The sequence below is a fragment of the Barrientosiimonas endolithica genome (assembly GCF_030296655.1).
GTDB classification, from domain to species: Bacteria; Actinomycetota; Actinomycetes; order Actinomycetales; family Dermatophilaceae; genus Barrientosiimonas; species Barrientosiimonas humi.
The window spans coordinates 2,127,149-2,148,121 of record NZ_AP027735.1 but is presented as its reverse complement, the minus strand read 5'-3'; the positions used below and the strand labels follow the sequence as shown (position 1 = coordinate 2,148,121).

Here is a 20,973-nt window from a genome sequence, read left to right as displayed (position 1 = left end):
GGGCGGGCCGGACACGCTGCGGCCGCCGCTGCGCGACCCCGTCAGCTCCAGCTGACCTGCATCCGCTCGCGCCACAGCGGCACCACGTCGCGCCCGCTCGTCTGCAGCTCATCGCCCCGGTTCCACAGCCCGAGGAACAGCTGCGCAGCGCTGCCGTGCACGACCGCGTCGGCGTCGCGCGCCTCGGTGCCGCGCACCACCCGCAGCGGTCCGTCGCTGACGCGCCCTCGCCACACGTCGCCGGTGTCGTCGGCGCGCACCTCGACCTCGAACGGGGTGCCCGTCGTGCGCAGCTGCTCGTCGCGGCGGGTGGCGAACCCCAGCAGCAGCTCGTCGATGCCATCGGCCGCGAGCTCGGCGGTGATGTCGGCCTCGTCAGCGGTGGGCACCCGCCCCTCCTTGGCCGCGAGGGCGTCGACCGCGTGGACCGTCGTCTCGTGGCACTGCCGCCTGGCCCAGGCGTGCCGCGGGGCGGGGGCGTCGGGGAGGAAGAACCACACGTCGAGGTCCTGCGGCGCGCGGCGCAGCGCCGCCCGCAGCCGGTCGGCGCCGTGCCCGAGCCAGGCCATCGGGTCGAGCGCCTCGCGCCCCTCACGCTCGAGCGCGTCGGTGTCGACCTGCCCCTCGCCGCGCACGACGCTGGTGGCCCAGCGGTGCACCATCCCCTGGTGGGCGACCAGGTCGCGCACCGTCCAGTCGCGCGCGGTCGGCACCACCGTGTCGAGGCCGGCCGCGTCGCCGTACGCGTGCAGCCGGGCGGCTGCCAGGGCCAGTCCGTCGAGGTGATGGGCGAAGGAGACCGACGTCGGCATGACAGCACGCTACTGGTGCCGGGCGCTCGCCGCTCAGAGCCGGGCGAGCAGCGCGTCGAGGTCGGCCCCGTCGCGCTCGAAGTTGAACGTGTAGTCCGAGAAGTACGCCTCGGGCGCGAAGCCGCCCGCGGGCTGCTCGACCTCGGGGTCGGCGAAGAAGTAGTCGATCGGCTGCCGGTGCAGCGTCGCGAGCAGGTGCTCGGTCGTCGCGGTGTAGGACCGCGAGCCGATGACGATCCAGTGGGTGTCGCCGGTGGCGTACGCCATCGTGAACATCGAGGAGCCGGCATAGCCAGCGACGGCTCGGGCGCCGGAGAACACCCGGATCTGCTCGGCGATGTCGAGCGTCTCGGGGTGCACCACGGTGAACCCGGCCTCGACGAAACGTCGCTCGACCTCGTCGCCGTTGAGGCAGCGGCGCCGGGTCTCGTTGCGCCCGACGAAGACCCGCTCGGGGGTCGAGCCCTCGGCCTCGGGCACCAGGGCGTCGCGGATGCGCTCCCAGACCGGCGTGCAGACGGGGCTGGCGAAGTAGTGGTTCTGCAGGCCGAGGGTGGCGCTCACCAGCCGCTCGACCCGGGCCGGCTCGCGCAGCACGGTGACCCGGTCACGCTCGATGCCGAACGCCTCGAGCAGCCGCAGCTGGTAGTCGTGCGGCTCCTGGTGGCCGGTCGGCGGGCTGAGCAGCACGCGGATGTCGGGGTCGCGCTCGACGGCCGCGTCCCAGGCCCACAGCCGGCTGAGGTCCTGGGTGGTCACGTGGCCGTAGTGCCCCGGGAACTCGTTGTCGAGGTGGTAGTAGCTGCCCGGCAGCGTCGGGACCGGGCCGCTGACCCGGGGGAAGACGGCGTAGTCGGGGCCGGCGTCCTGGGTGCCGCGGTTGAACCACGGACGCACCAGCGGCTGCATCGACGACTCCGGCAGGAACAGCCCGCCCATGGTCACCACGCCCCGCGGGGCGCACACCGCGCCGAGGTACTCCCGGGCCGCCAGCTCGCGCACGAGGTAGCGGTCGCGCAGCCGGACACCGGCCTCGGCGTCGTTGACCCACACCGGTGAGGTCACCTCGAACTCGTGGGCCGGCTCGCCGGCGATGGTGCTCGCGCTGCCCTCGCCGCAGCGCCGCACCACGGTCTGCTCGACGCGGTGCTCGCCGTCGGGGCGGTGCAGCAGGTTGTTGACCTTCATCAGGTGCTCGCCGCGCTTGTGCACGACCGCGCTGCCGTCGCGGATCGTGACGCCGCTGATCGCCTCGCCGAGGGTGCGCACGAGGCCCTGCTTGTCGAGCTCCCCGGTGAGGCGGGGCGGCTGGTGCTGGTCGCCGAGGCTGCGCCCGAGCCACTGCCACAGCGAGTCGTCCGCGTCGTCGGCGCTCGCGGCCGCGACCTCGCCGGCGAGGTCGACCTTGAGATAGGCGCCGCCGTCGCGCAGCGACAGGAACGTCGCGCCGAACGCGCCGTGGCCGGCATACCCGCGGTCGCCGCCCAGCTCGATGATCACGTCGGGCGCCGGTCCGGCGGCCAGGGCGTTGAAGATGTCGGGCACGCTCGCCACCGGCGTGAGGCGCAGGTCGTCGGGGCGGCGCTCGCGGGGCGGCTGGTTCTTGGTCATCAGCCGCAGGTGCGCGGTCGGCCACACCTCCGCGAGGGCGGGCGCCAGGTCGACGGCGTCCTCGGTGTCCCCGACGATCACCACGAACCGCTCGGCGAGGTCGAGCTCGGCCCGGGCCAGGTCGAGCGCGGCCAGGCTGGTGGCCGGCAGCTCCGGCCCCTCCTGGGCAGGGCGCGGCTCCTCGTCGGGTGCGGGCGTCGTGTCCCCCATGCAGGCATCCTGCCTCACCGAGCCACGTCGTTCTAGCAGCCCCGGGCCCGCTGCTGGGTACCGTCGCCGCATGGCTACCGACGAGTTCGCCCACCGGCCCACCAACCAGTCGCCGCCGCTGGAGGGCGTCTCGACCGTGGAGTCCGACCGGGCGCTGCGCGACGCGGTGCAGGCGTACGCCGGTGACCGGGCCGCGGGCGTGCTCGCCTCGCTGTCCGACCTGGGTGAGCTCGCGGGGTCGGCCGAGGCGCGCGAGCACGGCATGGCGGCCAACGCCAACCCGCCGCGGCTGCGGCCGGTGGACCGGTTCGGCAACCGGGTCGACGAGGTCGACTTCCACCCCAGCTACCACTGGCTGATGGACCGGTCCGTGCGCGCCGGTCTGCACGCCGCGCCCTGGGTCTCCGACGAGCCGCTGCCGCACTTGCGCCGCGCCGCCGGCTACGTCGCCTGGGCGCACGTGGAGCCGGGCCACGGGTGCCCGATGACGATGACGTACGCCGCCGTGCCCGCGCTGCGGGCCGACCCCGCGCTCGCGGCGACCTGGACCCCGCGGCTGACGGCGGGGACGTACGAGCCGGCGCTCGGCGACCCGGAGGTCAAGGGGTCGGCGCTCGCCGGCATGGGCATGACCGAGAAGCAGGGCGGCTCCGACGTGCGCTCCAACGTGACCCGGGCGACGCCGTCGGGGAGCACTACCTGCTGCGCGGGCACAAGTGGTTCACCAGCGCGCCGATGAACGACGTGTTCCTCGTGCTGGCGCAGGCACCGGGCGGGCTCACCTGCTTCCTGCTGCCGCGGGTGCTGCCCGGCGGAGAGCGCAACCGGGTCACCCTGGTGCGGCTGAAGGACAAGCTCGGCAACCGCTCCAACGCCTCCAGCGAGCTGGAGCTGCACGACGCGGTGGGCTGGCGGCTCGGCGACGAGGGTGCGGGCGTGCGCACCATCATCGAGATGGTCGCCGCGACCCGGCTCGACTGCGTGCTCGGCTCCGCCTCGCTCATGCGCCGCGGTGTCGCCGAGGCCACCTGGCACGCCGCGCACCGGTCGGCCTTCGGCCGAACCCTGGTCGACCAGCCCGCGATGACGGCCGTGCTCGCCGACCTGGCCGTGGAGTCCGAGGCCGCGACGATGCTCGCGCTGCGGCTGGCCGCCGCGGTCGAGCACGCCGACGACCCGGCCGAGGCGGCGCTGCGCCGCATCGCGCTGCCCGCCGCGAAGTTCTGGGTGTGCAAGCGCACGCCCACGCACGTCGCCGAGGCGCTGGAGGTGCTCGGCGGCAACGGTTACGTCGAGGAGTCCGGCATGCCGCTGCTGTTCCGCGAGTCGCCGCTGAACTCGATCTGGGAGGGCAGCGGCAACGTCAACGCCCTCGACCTGCTGCGCGCGCTGATGCGCACGCCCGAGAGCCTCGACGCCTGGCGCGACGAGGTCGACGCGGCCGGCGACGAGCGGCTGCTCGCCCCGACCGACGAGGTGCTCAAGGCGATCGCCGGGCTGGGCGACCCCGACGCCGCGGCCGCGCAGGCGCGCTGGCTCGCCTCGCGGGTCGCGGTGCTGCTGCAGGCGTCGCTGCTGGTGCGGCACAGCGACCCGGCGGTGGCCGACGCGTTCGTCGCCACCCGGGTGACCGGTGAACCGACCGGGGTGCTGGGCATGCTGCCGGCGACCACCGACGTACGGGCCGTGGTGGAGCGCGCGTCGGTCACCTGCTGACCGGGGCCGGCGCAAACGCGGATGAGCCGCCCGGGCGGCGACGGATATCCTCACGGCGCGGGCGCGCATCGCGTCCGCACCCCACACCGAGGAGTGCTGTCCCGTGGCCATGCGCATGTCGACCCTGTTCCTGCGAACGCTTCGCGAGGACCCGGCCGATGCCGAGCTGCCGGGCCACAAGCTGCTGGTGCGCGCCGGCTACATCCGCCGCGTCGCGCCGGGCGTCTACACCTGGCTGCCGCTCGGGCTGCGCGTGCTGCAGAAGGTCGAGGGCGTCGTGCGCGAGGAGATGAACCGCATCGGCGCCCAGGAGGTGCGGCTGCCGGCGCTGCTGCCGCGCGAGCCCTACGAGGCGACGGGCCGCTGGACGGAGTACGGCGAGGCGCTGTTCCGGCTGCAGGACCGCAAGGGCTCGGACATGCTGCTCGGCCCGACCCACGAGGAGATCTTCTGCCTCACGGTCAAGGACATGTACTCCTCCTACAAGGACCTGCCGCTCTCGCTCTACCAGATCCAGACGAAGTACCGCGACGAGGCGCGGCCACGCGCGGGCCTGCTGCGCGGGCGCGAGTTCATCATGAAGGACTCCTACTCCTTCGACGTCGACCAGGCGGGCCTGCAGAAGTCCTACGACGCGCACCGCGAGGCCTACGTGCGCATCTTCGACCGGCTCGGGTTCGAGTACGTCATCGTCCACGCCGACTCCGGCGCCATGGGCGGCTCGGCGTCGGAGGAGTTCCTCGCGGTCAGCGAGTTCGGCGAGGACACCTTCGTGCGCGACGAGCACGGCTACGCCGCCAACGTCGAGGCCGTGCAGGTGCCCCAGGCCGCCGAGGTCGACGCGTCCGCGGTGCCGGCCGCGCAGGTGCACGACACCCCCGGCACCCCCACCATCGACACCCTGGTGGCCCGGCTCAACGAGGCCCACCCGCGCGAGGACGGCCGGGCCTGGACCGCGGCCGACACGCTGAAGAACGTCCTGGTCATGCTGCACCAGCCCGACGGCACCCGCGAGCCGCTGGCCGTCGGCGTGCCCGGTGACCGCGAGGTCGACCCGAAGCGGCTCGAGGCCCAGGTGGCTCCGGCCGAGCCGGAGCCGTTCACCGACGAGGACTTCGCGGCGTTCCCGGCGCTCGCCAAGGGCTACATCGGGCCCGGCGCGCTCGGCGAGGACAAGCCGGCCGGCATCCGCTACCTGCTCGACCCCTCGATCGCGGTCGGGTCGGAGTGGGTGACCGGCGCCGACGAGCGCGGCAAGCACGTGCTGCACCTGGTGCACGGTCGCGACTTCACCGCCGACGGCACCATCCAGGCCGCGCAGATCCGCGAGGGCGACCCCAGCCCCGACGGGCACGGCTCGCTGACCCTGGCCCGCGGCATGGAGATGGGCCACATCTTCCAGCTCGGGACGAAGTACGCCGAGGCGCTCGGGCTGAAGGTGCTCGACGAGAACGGCAAGCTCGTCACGGTGACGATGGGGTCGTACGGCGTCGGCGTCTCGCGCTCGGTCGCGGCGGTCGCCGAGGGCAACCGCGACGAGGCCGGTCTGGTGTGGCCGCGCGCGTTCGCCCCCGCCGACGTGCACCTGGTCGCCACCGGCAAGGACGAGGCGGTGTTCGTCGCGGCCGAGGAGATCGTGAGCGGCCTCGAGGCGCAGGACCTCACCGTGCTCTACGACGACCGGCGCAAGGTGTCGCCGGGGGTGAAGTTCAAGGACGCCGAGCTCATCGGGGTCCCGACGATCGTCGTGGTCGGCAAGGGCCTGGCCGACGGCAAGATCGAGATCAAGGACCGCCGCAGCGGCGACCGGCGCGAGGTGCCGGTCGAGGACGCGGTGGCCGAGGTGCTGCGCGAGGTGCGCGGCTGACCGGCGCGCCTCCCGCCAGTCGATGAGCAACCGAGCGCAGCTGCACAGCGCCCGCCGTCAGCTCGCGCGGGCGCGGTGGCGACGCACGGCCGACCGGCTGCCACAACGAGGTGAGCAGTACGCCTGCTGCCCGTTGCGTGACGTGTCGGCATACACCCGGTCGCAGTCGGCGGCACCGCACCTCCCGAGCCGGTGCATGCCGCGCGCGGTCAGGTGCATGGCAGTGCCGACACTGACGACGACCGCGAGCATGCTGCCGAGCGAACGTCGCCCGCGGTAGTGGACGTGCCAGCCGTCGCCGGCGTGATTGGTCAGCCGGGGGTGCTCGCTGTGCTCGGCCAGCAACGCGTTGAGCCGCCCGGCCCGGGCTGCGTCGCTCGGCGCATCGACGACCTCGAGCCATGCGTCCAGGAAGCGAAGAGTCGTCTCGAGGTCCGCTCGGGACGGCCGACCCTCGACCACGAGGTCGGCCTCGGCGCAGCGAGATCGCAGCTGTGCCAACGAGTTCGGCGGGTCGTTGGCCAGCTCGCAGGCGAGCCGCACCGGCTCCTCGCCGTAAGGGTTGATATGCATAAGGCCATTACAGCAGGCTGACAGCCGCACCGTTACCGACATCCGAAGGGCCCTCGTGGACGACGTCTCGCTGGTCACCGTCGCACTCCTCGTCGTCGCCGGCTTCGCGGCCGGGTGGATCGACGCCGTCGTCGGGGGTGGCGGGCTGGTGCAGCTGCCCTCGCTGATGGTCGCCTTCCCCGGGGCCGCCCCGGTGCAGCTGCTCGCCACGAACAAGCTGGCGTCGATCTGCGGCACCTCGACGAGCTCGGTGACGCTGATCAGACGGGTGCGCCCCGACATGCGCACGGCGATCCCGTTGGCGCTACTGGCTTTTGCCGGGTCGCTGCTCGGCGCGCTGATCGCCTCGCAGATCCCGCGGTCGGCGTTCAACCCGATCATCCTGTTCGTGCTGGTCGCCGTCGGCGCCTACACGCTCGCCCGCCCCGGCCTCGGCGAGGTGACGCAGCTGAAGTGGGACGGCCGCCGGCACTACGCGATCGCCGGGCTCACCGGCTTCAGCATCGGCCTCTACGACGGCGCCCTGGGGCCGGGCACCGGGTCGTTCTTCGTCTTCGCGCTGGTGGGGCTGCTCGGCTACGGCTTCCTCGAGGCCAGCGCCAAGGCCAAGCTCGCCAACTTCGCGACCAACCTGGCCTCGCTGGTGATCTTCGTGCCGCAGGGCGCGGTCCTGTGGGGGATCGGCCTGGCGATGGGGGCGGCCAACCTGGTCGGCGGCTACGTCGGGGCCCGCACGGCGGTCGCCAAGGGCGCGGGCTTCATCCGCGTGGTGTTCGTCGTCGTGGTGAGCGCGTTCATCCTGCGCATCGGCTACGACGTGGTGAATCAGCTGGTCGGCTGAGCCGGCTTCGCGTCGCAGCCGCCAGCCGACATCGCGGCCACCGTGCGGCGGTAGGACTCCGGCTGCCGGTCGGGGGTGGCCAGCACGACCTTGTGCCGGTCGCCGCGGTCGACCCAGGTGGGCTGATAGGTGAGCGACTGGCTGATCCGGCCCTCGCCGTCGCGGCTGAGCCGCACCGTGGCGACCACCCCGTCCTGCGCGCCGACCGGCGACCCGACGGCGGTCCCCTGCGTGGAGATGAGGTTGCCGAGGCTGTAGAGCACGTAGCGGCCGTTGATCTTCGCGCACGGCTGCACCAGGTGCGGGTGCGCGCCGAGGATGACGTCGACCGCGCCCGAGCGCAGCAGCTCGTCGCCCAGCCGCTTCTGGTCGGCGGAGATCGTGGGCTGGAACTGCCCGCCCCAGTGCATCGAGACGACGACCACCTCGGCGCCGGCGGCCTTGGCCCGGCGTGCGTCGGCGATGATGCCCGCCGCGCCCTTGGCGGCATAGAGGTTGTCGCGCAGCCACGGGAAGCCGCTCGGCGTGACCGTCGTGTCCTGCTCGATGGAGTTCATCAGCGAGTAGCTGTAGGAGAGCTGGGCGACCTTGATCGGCGCGTCGTACGTCGCCGGCCGGCCCGACGCGGCCGCCGAGTCTGCGGGTCCTGCGGCGGCGATCCCGTTGTCGGACAGCACCTTTCGTGTCTCGCGCAGGCCGCGTGCTCCGGCGTCCCAGGTGTGGTTGTTGGCCGTGGAGCAGCCGTCGAAGCCGATCTTGCGCAGGTCGCGGGCGAGCTCGCGCGGGGAGTTGAACGTGTTCTTCTGCGTCAGGCGGGTGTTGTCGGCCGACAGCGCGGTCTCCAGCTGGCAGATGCCGATGGTGGAGCCGCTGACGATCGGCCTGATCGACTCCAGCTGGCGGGTGTAGTCGTATCCGGAGCCGGTGCTGGCGTCGCGGTTGACGACGCTGTGCGGCAGCACGTCGCCGATGGCCGAGAGGGTGATCGTGGCGGGCTTGCCGCGCACCGGTGCGGGGGCTGCGGGGGAGGAGGAGCCGGGGCCGGGTGAGGCGCCCGTGGTGGAGGCGCCGGCGGAGGTCCGGGTGCCGACCGACGCCGGCGGTGAGGAACCCGTCGTGGGTGGCGATGGCGTACGCAAGGGCGCGGATCCCGTTGCGGCGCCTGATGATTCGGCGGTGCCACCGCCGCCGGTCGAGCATGCGGCCAGTACGACCGCGAGCAGCGCGGCCGCGGCTGCCCTGCGCTCAGCCGCCATCGGCGGTGGCACTGCAGCTGCCGAGCTCGTTCATCGCGGACTTGGTGCGGTTGAACGAGCCGGGGTTGCTCTCGGGTGTCGACAGGGTGATCTTGTGCTTGCCCTTCACGTCGACCATGGTCGGCTGATAGCTGGCCTTCTGGCTCCAGGTGCCGTCCTCGCCGCGGGTGAAGGTGTACTTCGCGATCGCGCCGTCGGCGTTGTTCTCGTCGAGGGTGCCGACCGTGCCCGGCCCCTGGTTGGAGAGGAAGTTGCCGAGGCCGTAGAACACCGTCTTGCCGCCGAAGGTCTGGCACGGCTGGATCAGGTGGGCGTGCGCGCCGAAGATGCCGTCGACGTACGGCGAGGCCAGCAGCTGCTTGGCGATGCTCTGCTGCTCCTTGGTCGGCTCCTTGACGTACTCGCTGCCCCAGTGCACCGACACGACGACCAGGTCGGCGCCGGCCTCCTTGGCCTTCTTCGCGTCGGCGATGATCCCGGCCGCGCCGATCTTGGGGTAGAGGTAGCGGCCGAGGTGGTCCGCGCCCGGCGGCGTGTTCGTGTTGGGGCCCGACTGGTTGAGGATCGTGTACGTGTAGGACAGGTTGGCGACCTTGACGCCCTTGGCCTCGTAGACCGCGGGCATGCCCGGGTCGGCCGGGTCGGTCGTGGGGCCGGCGACCTTGAGGCCGGCCTTGGTCAGCTGCTCGCGGGTGGTGTCGATGCCCTTGGCGCCGCGGTCCCACACGTGGTTGGAGGCGGTGTCGCACCCGTCGAAGCCGGCGGTCTTGAGGGCGGGGGCGATCTCGCGCGGCACGTTGTAGACCAGCGAGCCGGGCTTGCTGAGGTCGTCGTTGGTAGCCGAGATCGGCGTCTCCTGGTGGCAGATCGACACGTCGGCGTCCGACAGGGCCGGCTTCACGCCCGCGAACATCGGGTCGAAGTCGAACTCGTCCTGGCTGCCCGACTCCTGCGCGAACGACTTGGCGCTGCGGGTGACGGGCACGTGCACGAGGATGTCGCCCGTCCCGGTCACGGTGACGCTCACCGGCTTCTTGTCGTCGCCCTCGTCGCCGGTGCTCGGCACGGCCGTGACGCGACCGTCGGCACCCGTGGTGCTCGCGGCGCCCTGGCCCTCGTGATCGCTGAACGGCAGCGAGCAACCGGCCACGAGCAGCGTCGTGGCGGCAGCGACGAGCAGCGGTTTCCCCGTGTCATGCCGCTCAATCTAGCCGGGCGACCTGCACTCCCAGCGACACGGCCAGCGTGTCGGCGTCGGTGGTCGGGGCCTGGCAGACGTGGTGCTCGCAGACGTACGCCGTCGGCCGGCCCTCGAGCAGCGGCCGCTCGACCATGAGCGGCGACTGGTCGCTGCCGAGGGTGCCGGAGACCCGGACGAGGCCTGGGAGCGGGCTCAACCAGGCGAGCCGGGCGAGCGGCTCGCGCTCGTCGGCGGCCGCCGGGGAGTGACCACGACGACCTCGAGCGGACCCGCGGTCAGCGCCTCGGCGGTCGCCAACAACCACCCACCGAACCGCGGATCACGTTGTGCCACAGCGCTGCTCGCCGCCACGGCCTGCTCGGCGGCCGAGCGCAGGTCGTCGTCGGCGGTGAGGGCGGAGGCGGTGACGAGCGCGTGGGCGAGGGCGCTCTGCCCCGAGGGCTCCGCGTTGTCGCCGTACGCCCTCGGCCGGCTGACCAGCGCCTCGCCGTCGCTCGGGGTGTCGTAGAAGCCGCCGTCGTCGGCGGTGAACAGCGCGCGGGCGGTGGCGAGCAGGTCGAGCGCGACGTCGAGCCAGCGTCGCTCGCCGGTGGCCTGGTGCAGCACGAGCAGGCCCTCGGCGAGGTTGCCGTAGTCGTCGGCCACCCCCTGCGCCGCGCCCACGGCGCCGTCGAGCGAGACGCGCCGCAGCCGCCCGTCGACGAGGTGCTGGTCGACGACGAACTGCGCGCAGCGGCGCGCGGCCTCGAGCAGGTCGGGCCGCTGCAGCAGCACCCCGGCCTCGGCGAGGGCGGCGATCGCCAGGCCGTTCCAGGACGTGACGACCTTGTCGTCGCGAGCCGGCTGGGGACGCTGGTCGCGGGCGGCGGCAAGCCGCTCGCGGACCTGCGCCCAGCGCTGCGGGTCGTCGGGGTCGGAGCGCAGCTGCAGGGTCGAGGTGCCGTGCTCGAAGGTGCCGCGCTCGGTGACCGACAGCAGATCGGCGGCCCACGCCCCGTCGTCGGGGCCGAGCACCTCGACGAGCTGGTCGGGCGTCCAGGCGTAGGTCAGTCCCTCCACCCCGTCGGTGTCGGCGTCGAGCGCGGAGGCGAACCCGCCCTCGGGGGTGCCGAGCCGGCGCACCAGGAAGTCGGCCGTCTCGTCCGCGACCCGGCGGGGGAGCGGCTCACCCGTGATCCGCCACAGGTGCAGGTAGTCACGCAGCAGCTGGGCGTTGTCGTACAGCATCTTCTCGAAGTGCGGCACCACCCAGTCGGCGTCGACGCTGTAGCGCGCGAAGCCCCCGTCGAGCTGGTCGTAGATGCCGCCGCGGGCCATCGCCTCGCTGGTGCGTGCGGCCATCTCGAGGGCGGGTTCGGAGCCGGTGCGCGCGTGGTGGCGCAGCAGGAACTCCAGCACCATGCTCGGCGGAAACTTCGGCGCACCGCCGAATCCCCCACGGGCAGAGTCGAACTCGCGGACGAGTCGACTGACGGCGGCCTCGAGGTCGGTGTCGCTGATCGGGCCGCTGGATGGCGGGCTGCTCAGGTGGTCGAGGGCCTCGACGACCTTGCCGCTGGTGTCCTCCACCTCGGCCCGGCGCGTGGTCCACGCCTGCCCGGCGCCCTCGAGCAGCGCGAGCAGCTGGGGCTTGGGGTAGTACGTGCCGGCGAAGAACGGGCGGCCGTCGGTCGTGAGCAGGCAGGTCATCGGCCACCCGCCGTGCCCGGTGAGCGCCTGGGTGGCCTGCATGTAGACCGCGTCGATGTCGGGCCGCTCCTCGCGGTCGACCTTCACCGGCACGAAGCCGGCGTTGAGCGCCTGGGCGACCTGCTCGTCCTCGAACGACTCGTGGGCCATGACGTGGCACCAGTGGCACGCGGCGTAGCCCACGGACAGGAAGATCGGCACGTCGCGGCGGCGCGCCTCGGCGAAGGCTTCCTCGCCCCACTCGTGCCAGTCGACCGGGTTGTCGGCGTGCTGGCGCAGGTAGGGCGACAGGCTGGCGGCGAGTCGGTTGGCCATACCCCGAGTCTCCACCCGACGGCTTGGTGTCCCCCGTCCCCACCCCCAGCCGCGACGTCGCAGACCCCGAATGCATCAAAGGTGATGTGATGATGATGCAGCCATGCGCACCACCGTCGACCTGCCACCCGCCGTGCACCGGCGGGCCGTCGAGCTGGCCCGTGAGCGCGGGGTCTCCTTGTCGTCCGTCGTGTCCGAGCTCACCGTGCGGGGGCTGGGACAGCTGCACGAGCCGCTGCACATCCGCACCGACGAGCGCTCCGGCTTCCCGGTGGTCAGCCTCGGCAAGCGCGTCACGTCGGCGGACGTGGCTGACGTGCTGGACGACGAGTGACGGTGCACCTGCTCGACGCCAACGTGCTGATCGCGTTGACGCTGCGAGCGGTCCGCGCGATGCCCCGCTGCGAGTTCTGGCCGGACTCGCTGTCGTACGCCGATGCAGACCTCGTGCGCATGCGCGGCCACCGGCAGGTCGCGGACGCCTATCTGGCGGGCCTGGCGGCCGCTCATGACGGAGTGCTGGCAACCTTCGATCGCGGCCTGGCCCAAGAGGTGCCCGACAGGATCGTCCTGGTCGGCCAGAGTGTGTAGCAGATCCGCCAAGACCCGCATCCGCGGTACGTGTTAAGAAATCTCGAAAGGTCTAACACGGCAGCGGAAGGTGTCAGCTGACCCAACACGTGCCGCCCACCTGTTGCGAGGTAACGACAGGCTGGCGGCGAGTCGGTTGGCCATACCCCTCCACCCGGCACTCTCCGACGAGTTCTACGGGCCCGGCTGCGCGGGCGTCCGGGGTGTGTCAGGTTGTTCCCGTCCGTCGAGGCGCCCCGCTCGGGAGCACGAGCCGCCGTCGGCGTACGGGCAGGAGCTGGAAGATGCGTCTGACGACCCACACCTTCGTCACCGCCGACGGGGTCATGCAGGGCCCGGGCGGCCCTGAGGAGGACACCTCGGGCGGATTCGCGCAGGGCGGTTGGATGGCGCCGTTCGCCGACGAGGTCTTCGGCGAGGTCGTCGACGGCTGGTTCGCGCGCACCGACGCCCTGCTGTTCGGCCGGAACACCTACCAGATCATGGCGGCGTACTGGCCGCAGGTGACCGACCCGGACAACCCGGTGGCGCAGCGGCTGAACGCCGTGCCGAAGTTCGTCGCCTCCCGGACGCTCGCGCCGGCGGACGCCACCTGGAACAACACCCAAGGCGTCTTCGGCGACGACCTGGTCGAACGGGTGCGCGAGCTGAAGGCGTCCGGCGGCGACGGCGAGCTGCAGGTGCACGGCAGCTGGGAGCTGATCCAGGGGCTGACGGCCAACGGACTGGTCGACGAGTACCGGGTGATCCAGTTCCCGACGGTGGTGGGCAGCGGCAAGCGGCTGTTCGGCGAGGGCACCCCGCCCGCCTCGTTCGAGGTGGCCGACGTGCGCCAGACGGGCCCCGGCGCGATCGCGATGTCGCTGCGCCCCACCGCGTTCCAGTCCGCCAACCACGAGGTGGTCGACGGCAAGGACACCGTCGTCTCCTAGGACCGGCCGGTGGTTCGGGGTCTGTCCGACCGTGCGGAGCGCCGGTCCGGTTCCCGGTGAGGAATCGGCAGTCCGTGACTGTGCAGGACACGCGGGTACGCACTCGCACCGGGCCCGCGTGTCTTGCACAGTCACGACGGTTCGCGGGTGGGAGGCGGCTCCGGGGCCTGGCTCAGCCGTCCATCGCCTTGGCGACCGACACCTGCCAGGTGACGAAGTCGGCGTCGGCGGCGTCCGGGCGCTCGGCCTCCCAGACGGCGTTGAGAGCGCACCGGGCGAGGGTCCACATCATCGCCTGATCGACGTCGAGATCGCCTGCGGCGCAAGTGATCTCGACCTTTCGCCGTACGTGCTCGCGCAGCGAGGGCGCGGACGTCGCCTCCTCCTCGCGGTTCCACACCAGGCAGGCCACCGCGAACTCCGGCACCGCAGCCATCGGCTTCGGGTCGATCGCGAGCCACGGCTCGCGGTCGGCGGCCAGCACGTTGCCGTCGTGCAGGTCGGTGTGCACCAGCCGGTCGTCGACGCCGGCCTCACCGCCGAGCTCGGTGAAGATCGCGGCGGCCCGGTCGACGAGCCGTCGCGGCAGCACCGCGGGCCCTCGTGCCGGATCCGCTCGGCCCAGCGCTCGCACTCCTGCGACAGCGGTGTCGTGCCCGGCAGCGCCGGGCGGTCGAGTCGACGCAGCAGCCCGCCGACGACCTCGCAGGAGGTGTCGACGTCGACGGTGGTGAGCGGTCGGTCGTCGTGCGCCGGCTCCAGGAGCATGGCCCAGCGGCTCGGGTCGGCCGCGAGCAGACGTACGGCTCCTTCGCCGGCCCACGCCCGCAGCGCGAGATGCTCGTGCTCGGCCTCGGGGTGCGGCCAGGTGACCTTGAGCATGGCGGGGCCGTGCTCGGCGGACGTGCACGGGACCACCACCGCGGCCATCCCGTGCCGCACCGGCCCAGTGGCCCGCAGCTGCCACCGCTCGGCGCACTCGCGCACCAGCCGCGGCAGGGTGCGCAACCAGTCGCTCCCCTCGACCCCGCCCTCGGGCTCGTGCCCGCTGACGAGGCTGACGAACGACGGCGGCACCGACGGCCCGAAGGCGCCCAGGTCGGGCACGCTCCCGTCCGGCGTGCCGATGCGGTCGGCGAGGGTTCCCATGCGTCTCCTCCTGGGGCAGCGGTCAGAGCGTGAGTCCGGGGAACGGCTCGGGCGGGGTGCCCCACTGCCAGCCGTCGGCCGCCGCGAGCGACCACACGCGCACCAGCCAGTCGCGCCGAGCCTGCCCCTGGGCGGCCGTCGGCGTGACCTGGCTCGCGGCGGCGCGGGCGACCGAGCCGAGCAGCGCCTGGGCCAGCCGCCGCGCCGACGCCTGGTCGGTGACCTGCCCCGGCAGCCGATAACTCGGGCGTGCCGGCTCCTCCAGCACCGCGTCGAGGCGCTGCGCGCGCCGTAGAGCCAGCCGAGCGTGGAGGTGACGAGCGCGCGCTGGTCGGTGGGCGTGCGCGCTGCGATGACCTCGAAGCCGTAGACCGCCGGCCGGACCGCCTGGGCGAGCGGCGTGGCGCTGGCCGCGGCCGGCACCGAGCCGTACGCCATCGCCGGCGAGGCGCCCAGCACCCGGACCGCGGCGTGGCGGGTGACGCCGAGCGCCAGCAGCATCGCGCGGTTGGTCGGCTCGGCCGACCAGGCGGCGCCGAGCCCGGCGGAGGCGGGCACGTCCTGCTCGGCCCGGGCGAGCGCGGCCACGTCGGGGGCCAGGCTGGTGGACCCGGGGAGCGCGTGGTGGTGGTCGGCGGAGGTGTCTCCTGCGCGCCGGAGGGTGGCGCCGGAGAGGTGCCGGACCCGGACGGTGTCGTGGACGGGGCGGGCGCCGGCGGGCGCGAGCTGCTCCCGGCGACCGACGGCACGTCGATGCCCAGACCGGCCATGACGTCGACCAGCCGCGAGACCTGCGAGCGGTGCATGGTGAGCAGCGGTCCGACCCACGGGGACAGGGCCGGGTCGGTGGACTCGGCGGTGCGCACCAGCCGCTGGAGGGCGCCGAGCGTCGCGAGCAGCGTGTCCTGGTCGGCGGGCGGGTCCTGCGTGCGCAGACCCGGGACCTGCGGCGCTTCGCGCTCGAGACGGACGCCGCAACCGACCAGCGAGAGCGTCGCTCCGGCGGACAGCGAGGCCACGAGGGCGCGCCGGGACACCCCACCTGACCCCTGCTGACTCACCGGGCGATCATGTCACGCGCCCGGAGGGACCCCAGGTCTCCGTTACCCTTTGCGGGTTGACGACCCCTGGCGCCGGACACCGTCCGGCGCCCACTCGAGAACAGAGGCAGGAGCACGTGATGAGCACAGGCGACCGGTCCGCACGCGCGCAGGCGGTGCTCGACGAGGTCACCGCGGCCGTCCGCCCGCTCGGTCTCGTGGTCGAGGACGTCGCCGTCACCCCCGCCGGCAAGCGCCGCCTGGTGCGCGTGCTGCTCGACCACGACCTGGCCGACCTCGACGACGCCGACACCACGTCGGCGGTCCCGCCGCTCAGCCTCGACGCCGTCGCCGACGCGACGCGCGCGGTGAGCGACGCGCTCGACGCCTCCGACGTGATGGGCGAGCAGCCCTACGTCCTCGAGGTCTCCTCGCCCGGCACCGACCGGCCGCTCACCGAGCCGCGCCACTTCCGGCGCAACGTCGGACGGCTGGTCGAGGTGCGCGCCGGCGAGCAGGAGGTCACCGGCCGGCTGGTGGCCGCCGACGCTGACGGGTTCACCGTGCAGCCCGAGCAGGGCGAGGAGCAGCGGTTCGCGCTGCCCGACGTCGACCGGGCCAAGGTGCAGCTGGAGTTCAACCGTTCCGACGCCGACGACGAGGAGAGCTGATGGACATCGACATGGCGGCCCTGCGCCTGCTGGAGCGCGAGCGCGACATCCCGATGGACGTCATCGTCCCGGCGATCGAGCAGGCGCTGCTCACGGCGTACCACCGCGAGGACGGCTCGCTGCGCGACGCGCGCGTCGAGCTCGACCGCAAGACCGGCCACGTCGTGGTGTGGGCCCGCGAGGAGGCCCCCGTCGACGAGGAGGGCAACCGCGGCGAGCCCGGGCCCGAGTTCGACGACACCCCGAGCGGGTTCGGCCGGGTCGCGGCGGCCACCGCGCGTCAGGTCATCGTCCAGCGCATGCGCGACCTGGAGGACGAGGCCATCCTCGGCGACTTCCGGGGCCGCGAGGGTGACGTCGTCGCCGGCGTGATCCAGCAGTCGAGCGACCCGCGGGTCGTGCGCGTCGACTTCGGCACCGTCGAGGGCATCCTGCCCTCGGCCGAGCAGGTGCCGGGGAGTCCTACGCCCACGGCGACCGGCTGCGCTGCTTCGTCGTGAGCGTCAAGCGCGGGCTGAAGGGCCCGCAGATCACGCTGTCGCGCACGCACCCCAACCTGGTGCGCAAGCTGTTCGCCCTCGAGGTGCCCGAGATCGCGGACGGCACCGTGCAGATCGCCGCGCTCGCCCGCGAGTCGGGTCACCGCACCAAGATCGCGGTCAAGGCGACGGTGCCCGGAGTCAACGCCAAGGGCGCCTGCATCGGCCCGATGGGCAGCCGGGTGCGCGCGGTCATGACCGAGCTGCAGGGCGAGAAGATCGACATCGTCGACTACTCCGAGGACCCGGCCGAGTTCGTCGCCGCGGCGCTGTCGCCGGCCCGGGTGCAGTCCGTCGAGATCGTCGACGAGCGCGCGCGCTCGGCCCGCGTGGTCGTACCCGACTTCCAGCTCAGCCTCGCGATCGGCAAGGAGGGGCAGAACGCCCGGCTCGCCGCGAAGCTCACCGGCTGGCGCATCGACATCCGACCCGACACGCCCACGGGCGCGGGGCAGGGCGCGGCCGCGTCGGCGGCGCCACCCGAATCGGGTTCTGACTGAGCTGGCGCTAGAATGGTGGTGACCGATCTCCCGTCCGACGGTCGCAGCCCTCGTTCGCACGCCGGAAGGCGCACGTGTGTGGGGTGCCGTCGGCGCGGCGAGCGGTCCGCACTGCTGCGTGTCGTCGCCGTCGCGGACGAGGCCCGGCCCGGGACATCCCGGGTGGTCCCCGACCTGCGGAAGCGGCTGCCGGGCCGCGGTGCCTGGCTTCATCCCGATGCCGACTGCCTCGACAAGGCGGTCGCGCGGCGGGCCTTCGGCCGGGCGTTGCGCACCGCCGACCAGCTCGACCTCGACGAGGTCGTGGCCACGGTCGAGGCGCTGCAGGGCGAGAACAGCAAGGATGCCGAGGCGACCGTCGTCGCGGCTGACCGTAGGAAGCGGGTTCAACGCTGATGAGCACCCGATGAGTACTCACCGATGAGCACCCACCCCTGACGGTCCGTGCTGCCGGCCAGCGCCGGCACGACCCGGGCCGTCACGACCAGCAAGGAGAAACGTGGCAAAGGTCCGGGTCCACGAGCTCGCCAAGGAGCTCGGGGTCGAGAGCAAGGAGCTCCTGGCCCACCTGAAGGAGCAGGGCGAGTTCGTGAAGTCTGCGAGCTCGACCATCGAGGCTCCCGTCGTGCGCAAGATCCGGGAGAACCCTCCCGCGGCGGCCAAGAAGGCCGACGGCGACGACACCGCCAAGAGCACCACCAAGGACGCCGCCAAGACGGCGCCCGCCAAGAAGGCTGCCCCCAAGCCGGGCGCTGCTGCCAAGCCCGGTCCGAAGCCGGGCCCCGCGAAGCCTGCGGCCGAGCCGACTCCGGCCGAGGCTCCGGCTGCGGCCGAGCCGACCCCGGCAGCCCCCACCACGAGCGAGCCGGTCGAGCAGGCCGCGCCCGCCGAGAAGCCGACGCCGAGCGCGCCCAGCGCCCCGGCGGCCGAGAGCAAGCCGGCGACCGAGAGCAAGCCGGCGACCGAGAGCAAGCCGGGTCCGGCGGCGCCGAAGCCGTCGGGGGCTCCGACCCCGGGCCAGCGCCCGAGCGGCACCTCGCGTCCCGGGCCCCGTCCGGGCACGCCGGGACCGCGTCCGGGCAACAACCCGTTCTCGTCCTCGCAGGGCATGCGCCCCTCGCCGGGGCCGCGTCCGGGCAACAACCCGTTCGCCGACAAGCAGGGCATGCCGCGCCCGGGCAACCGTCAGGGTGCCGGCGCCGGTGGCCCCGCGAACCGTCAGGGCGCGCCCGGCCAGGCCGGTCCGCGCCCGGGTGGCGGCGCTCCCCGTCCCGGGGGCCCGCGCCCGAGCCCGAACATGATGCCGGGCAAGACCGCTGTCCCCCGTCCGGGTGAGCGCCCGGCGCGCGGCGGTGGCCCCGGCGGCCGCGGTGGCGGTCCCGGCGGCGGCCCCGGTGGCGGTGGCTACCGCGGCGGCTTCGGCGGGCGTCCCGGTGGCGGTCGTGGCCCCGGTGGCCGCGGCGGCACCCAGGGTGCGTTCGGTCGTGGCGGCGGCAAGGTCCGCGGCCGCAAGTCGAAGCGGGCCAAGCGTCGCGAGTTCGAGGAGATGCAGGCGCCGTCCGTCGGTGGCGTCACCGTTCCCCGCGGTGACGGCAGCACGGTGGTACGGCTGCGTCGCGGTGCCTCGCTCACCGACTTCGCCGACAAGATCGACGCCAACCCCGCCAGCCTGGTGACGGTGCTGTTCCACCTCGGTGAGATGGCCACCGCGACCCAGTCGCTGGACGAGGACACGTTCGCGCTGCTCGGCACCGAGCTGGGCTACGACGTGCAGATCGTCTCGCCCGAGGACGAGGAGAAGGAGCTGTTCAGCTCGTTCAACATCGACCTCGAGGCCGAGGAGGAGGCCGAGGACGACGAGGACCTGCTGCCGCGGCCGCCGGTCGTCACCGTGATGGGTCACGTCGACCACGGAAAGACCCGACTGCTCGACGCAATCCGCAACGCCGACGTCCAGGCCTCCGAGGCTGGTGGCATCACCCAGCACATCGGTGCCTACCAGGTGCACAAGGAGCACGAGGGCGAGGACCGGCCGATCACCTTCATCGACACCCCGGGTCACGAGGCGTTCACCGCCATGCGTGCCCGTGGTGCCAAGGTCACCGACATCGCGATCCTCGTGGTGGCGGCCGACGACGGGGTGATGCCGCAGACGATCGAGGCGCTGAACCACGCCCAGGCGGCCGACGTGCCGATCGTGGTCGCGGTCAACAAGATCGACGTCGAGGGCGCCGACCCGGCGAAGATCCGCGGTCAGCTGACCGAGTACAACCTCATCGCCGAGGAGTACGGCGGCGACACGATGTTCGTCGACGTCTCCGCCAAGCAGGGTCAGAACATCGACTCGCTGCTGGAGGCCGTGCTGCTCACCGCAGACGCGGCGCTGGACCTGCGCGCCAACCCCGACAAGGACGCCCGTGGTGTCGCGATCGAGGCCAACCTCGACCGTGGTCGCGGCGCGGTCGCGACGGTGCTGGTGCAGTCCGGCACGCTGCGTGTCGGTGACGGCATCGTCGCCGGCACGGCCCACGGCCGCGTCCGGGCGATGCTCGACGAGCACGGCCAGAACGTCGAGGAGGCGGGTCCGTCGCGTCCGGTGCAGGTGACCGGTCTGGCGTCGGTGCCGCGCGCCGGTGACACGTTCATCGTCGCGCCCGACGACCGCACGGCTCGGCAGATCGCCGAGAAGCGTGAGGCCGCCGACCGGCAGGCGTCGCTGGCCAAGGCCCGCAAGCGGATCAGCCTCGAGGACCTCAACGAGCAGCTCGCGGCCGGCAAGGTCGAGACGCTCAACCTCATCCTCAAGGGCGACGTGTCCGGTTCGGTCGAGGCGCTCGAGGACGCGCTGCTGCAGATCGACGTCGGCGACGACGTGGACCTGCGGATCATCGACCGTGGCGTCGGCGCGATCACGATGAACAACATCAACCTCGCGGTGGCCTCCAACGCGGTGATCATCGGCTTCAACGTCCGTGCCGAGGGCCAGAACGCCGAGTACGCCGAGAAGGAAGGCGTGGAGATCCGCTACTACTCGGTGATCTACCAGGCCATCGAGGAGATCGAGCAGGCGCTCAAGGGCATGCTCAAGCCGGAGTACGAGGAGCACGAGCTCGGGACGGCGGAGATCCGCGAGATCTTCCGCAGCTCCAAGTTCGGCAACATCGCCGGTTCGATCGTGCGCTCGGGCGAGATCCGGCGCGGCGCCAAGGCCCGCATCACCCGCGACGGGGTGGTCGTGGCCGAGGACGTCGAGATCGCCGGTCTGCGTCGCTTCAAGGACGACGTCACCGAGGTCCGCGAGGGCTTCGAGTGCGGCATCAACCTGGGGTCCTACAACGACCTCCAGGAGGGCGACCTGATCGCGACGTACGAGATGCGCGAGAAGCCGCGGGCGTAGTCCCACGGCGAACGGCCGCCCGACGACGGCGGCCCACGAAGTACGACGGCGGCACAGATAACT

Annotated in this window: 18 protein-coding genes and 2 pseudogenes; 11 read left to right on the top strand and 9 right to left on the bottom strand. The window is 72.9% G+C overall.

Going from position 1 to position 20,973, the window contains the following annotated elements:
* Positions 1–41: 41 nt before the first annotated feature.
* Positions 42–812, bottom strand: a complete 771-nt coding sequence (locus QUE40_RS10850; protein ID WP_289230966.1) for a maleylpyruvate isomerase N-terminal domain-containing protein — start codon at positions 810–812, stop codon at positions 42–44.
* Positions 813–845: 33 nt separating this feature from the next.
* Positions 846–2,633: a glycosyltransferase family 61 protein gene (locus QUE40_RS10845; RefSeq protein ID WP_289230965.1), complete on the bottom strand. Its 1,788-nt coding sequence runs from the start codon at positions 2,631–2,633 to the stop codon at positions 846–848.
* 70 nt (positions 2,634–2,703) lie between these two features.
* On the opposite strand from QUE40_RS10845, the gene QUE40_RS10840 reads away from it, so the two are divergent.
* From QUE40_RS10840 to QUE40_RS10830, 3 genes are all read left to right on the top strand, one after another.
* Positions 2,704–3,372: a hypothetical protein gene (locus QUE40_RS10840; RefSeq protein ID WP_289230964.1), complete on the top strand. Its 669-nt coding sequence runs from the start codon at positions 2,704–2,706 to the stop codon at positions 3,370–3,372.
* Positions 3,369–4,349 (top strand): acyl-CoA dehydrogenase family protein, encoded by a 981-nt coding sequence (locus QUE40_RS10835; protein WP_289230963.1) that lies wholly within the window; start codon positions 3,369–3,371, stop codon positions 4,347–4,349. The genes QUE40_RS10840 and QUE40_RS10835 overlap by 4 nt, the downstream gene beginning before the upstream one ends.
* Positions 4,350–4,458: 109 nt before the next feature.
* On the top strand, positions 4,459–6,216 hold the full coding sequence (locus QUE40_RS10830) for a proline--tRNA ligase (protein WP_289233067.1): 1,758 nt from the start codon (positions 4,459–4,461) through the stop codon (positions 6,214–6,216).
* Positions 6,217–6,273: 57 nt separating this feature from the next.
* Here the strand turns inward: QUE40_RS10830 and QUE40_RS10825 are convergent, their stop codons facing one another.
* Complete coding sequence (locus QUE40_RS10825) at positions 6,274–6,789, bottom strand: CGNR zinc finger domain-containing protein (protein WP_142005648.1); 516 nt, start codon at positions 6,787–6,789, stop codon at positions 6,274–6,276.
* Positions 6,790–6,844: 55 nt separating this feature from the next.
* On the opposite strand from QUE40_RS10825, the gene QUE40_RS10820 reads away from it, so the two are divergent.
* Complete coding sequence (locus tag QUE40_RS10820) at positions 6,845–7,630, top strand: TSUP family transporter (protein ID WP_289230962.1); 786 nt, start codon at positions 6,845–6,847, stop codon at positions 7,628–7,630.
* On the opposite strand, the gene QUE40_RS10815 is transcribed toward QUE40_RS10820, so the two are convergent.
* From QUE40_RS10815 to QUE40_RS10805, 4 genes are all read right to left on the bottom strand, one after another.
* Entirely contained in the window at positions 7,615–8,637 is a 1,023-nt protein-coding gene (locus QUE40_RS10815; RefSeq protein WP_289230961.1) for a CapA family protein, read from the bottom strand. The genes QUE40_RS10820 and QUE40_RS10815 overlap by 16 nt on opposite strands.
* 238 nt (positions 8,638–8,875) lie before the next feature.
* A complete protein-coding gene (locus QUE40_RS10810) occupies positions 8,876–10,036 on the bottom strand; it encodes a CapA family protein (protein ID WP_289230960.1) in 1,161 nt (386 codons plus the stop codon).
* Positions 10,037–10,088: 52 nt separating this feature from the next.
* Positions 10,089–10,283, bottom strand: a complete 195-nt coding sequence (locus QUE40_RS19230; RefSeq protein ID WP_350226947.1) for a hypothetical protein — start codon at positions 10,281–10,283, stop codon at positions 10,089–10,091.
* The gene (locus tag QUE40_RS10805; RefSeq protein WP_350226946.1) at positions 10,280–12,091 is read right to left on the bottom strand and encodes a thioredoxin domain-containing protein; all 1,812 of its coding nucleotides are present in this window, start codon (positions 12,089–12,091) and stop codon (positions 10,280–10,282) included. Before QUE40_RS10805 ends, QUE40_RS19230 begins: the two co-directional genes overlap by 4 nt.
* 103 nt (positions 12,092–12,194) lie before the next feature.
* Here QUE40_RS10805 and QUE40_RS10800 point away from each other — a divergent pair, with 103 nt between their 5' ends.
* The 3 genes from QUE40_RS10800 (at position 12,195) to QUE40_RS10790 (ending at position 13,614) form a co-directional block, all read left to right on the top strand.
* Entirely contained in the window at positions 12,195–12,425 is a 231-nt protein-coding gene (locus QUE40_RS10800; protein WP_289230959.1) for a condensation domain-containing protein, read from the top strand.
* Positions 12,426–12,427: 2 nt separating this feature from the next.
* Positions 12,428–12,682, top strand: coding sequence for a PIN domain-containing protein (locus QUE40_RS10795; RefSeq protein WP_289230958.1), 255 nt, complete (start codon positions 12,428–12,430; stop codon positions 12,680–12,682).
* Positions 12,683–12,966: 284 nt separating this feature from the next.
* Positions 12,967–13,614 (top strand): dihydrofolate reductase family protein, encoded by a 648-nt coding sequence (locus tag QUE40_RS10790; RefSeq protein ID WP_142005642.1) that lies wholly within the window; start codon positions 12,967–12,969, stop codon positions 13,612–13,614.
* Positions 13,615–13,786: 172 nt separating this feature from the next.
* Here QUE40_RS10790 and QUE40_RS10785 read toward each other — a convergent pair.
* Together QUE40_RS10785 and QUE40_RS19685 are read right to left on the bottom strand one after the other, a co-directional pair.
* Positions 13,787–14,544: pseudogene (locus QUE40_RS10785) on the bottom strand (aminoglycoside phosphotransferase family protein).
* A gap of 241 nt (positions 14,545–14,785) precedes the next feature.
* A complete protein-coding gene (locus tag QUE40_RS19685; protein WP_433996997.1) occupies positions 14,786–15,031 on the bottom strand; it encodes a DUF4439 domain-containing protein in 246 nt (81 codons plus the stop codon).
* Between the two features lie 912 nt (positions 15,032–15,943).
* Here QUE40_RS19685 and rimP point away from each other — a divergent pair.
* The 4 genes and pseudogenes from rimP (at position 15,944) to infB (ending at position 20,910) form a co-directional block, all read left to right on the top strand.
* A complete protein-coding gene (rimP, locus tag QUE40_RS10775) occupies positions 15,944–16,474 on the top strand; it encodes a ribosome maturation factor RimP (protein ID WP_142005639.1) in 531 nt (176 codons plus the stop codon).
* A pseudogene (gene nusA, locus QUE40_RS10770) lies at positions 16,474–17,513 on the top strand (transcription termination factor NusA). The gene rimP and the pseudogene nusA overlap by 1 nt, the downstream one beginning before the upstream one ends.
* A gap of 12 nt (positions 17,514–17,525) precedes the next feature.
* Positions 17,526–17,909 (top strand): YlxR family protein, encoded by a 384-nt coding sequence (locus QUE40_RS10765; protein ID WP_142005637.1) that lies wholly within the window; start codon positions 17,526–17,528, stop codon positions 17,907–17,909.
* A 103-nt stretch (positions 17,910–18,012) separates the two neighbouring features.
* Positions 18,013–20,910: a translation initiation factor IF-2 gene (gene infB, locus QUE40_RS10760; RefSeq protein ID WP_289230956.1), complete on the top strand. Its 2,898-nt coding sequence runs from the start codon at positions 18,013–18,015 to the stop codon at positions 20,908–20,910.
* Positions 20,911–20,973: the final 63 nt, after the last annotated feature.

Bases quoted from the DNA above. Each gene is read 5' to 3' on its own strand.
- QUE40_RS10850 (WP_289230966.1), bottom strand. From the start codon at position 812: ATGCCGACGTCGGTCTCCTTCGCCCATCACCTCGACGGACTGGCCCTG.
- QUE40_RS10845 (WP_289230965.1), bottom strand. From the start codon at position 2,633: ATGGGGGACACGACGCCCGCACCCGACGAGGAGCCGCGCCCTGCCCAG.
- QUE40_RS10840 (WP_289230964.1), top strand. From the start codon at position 2,704: ATGGCTACCGACGAGTTCGCCCACCGGCCCACCAACCAGTCGCCGCCG.
- QUE40_RS10835 (WP_289230963.1), top strand. From the start codon at position 3,369: ATGAACGACGTGTTCCTCGTGCTGGCGCAGGCACCGGGCGGGCTCACC.
- QUE40_RS10830 (WP_289233067.1), top strand. From the start codon at position 4,459: ATGCGCATGTCGACCCTGTTCCTGCGAACGCTTCGCGAGGACCCGGCC.
- QUE40_RS10825 (WP_142005648.1), bottom strand. From the start codon at position 6,789: ATGCATATCAACCCTTACGGCGAGGAGCCGGTGCGGCTCGCCTGCGAG.
- QUE40_RS10805 (WP_350226946.1), bottom strand. From the start codon at position 12,091: ATGGCCAACCGACTCGCCGCCAGCCTGTCGCCCTACCTGCGCCAGCAC.
- QUE40_RS10800 (WP_289230959.1), top strand. From the start codon at position 12,195: ATGCGCACCACCGTCGACCTGCCACCCGCCGTGCACCGGCGGGCCGTC.
- QUE40_RS10790 (WP_142005642.1), top strand. From the start codon at position 12,967: ATGCGTCTGACGACCCACACCTTCGTCACCGCCGACGGGGTCATGCAG.
- rimP (WP_142005639.1), top strand. From the start codon at position 15,944: ATGAGCACAGGCGACCGGTCCGCACGCGCGCAGGCGGTGCTCGACGAG.
- QUE40_RS10765 (WP_142005637.1), top strand. From the start codon at position 17,526: ATGGTGGTGACCGATCTCCCGTCCGACGGTCGCAGCCCTCGTTCGCAC.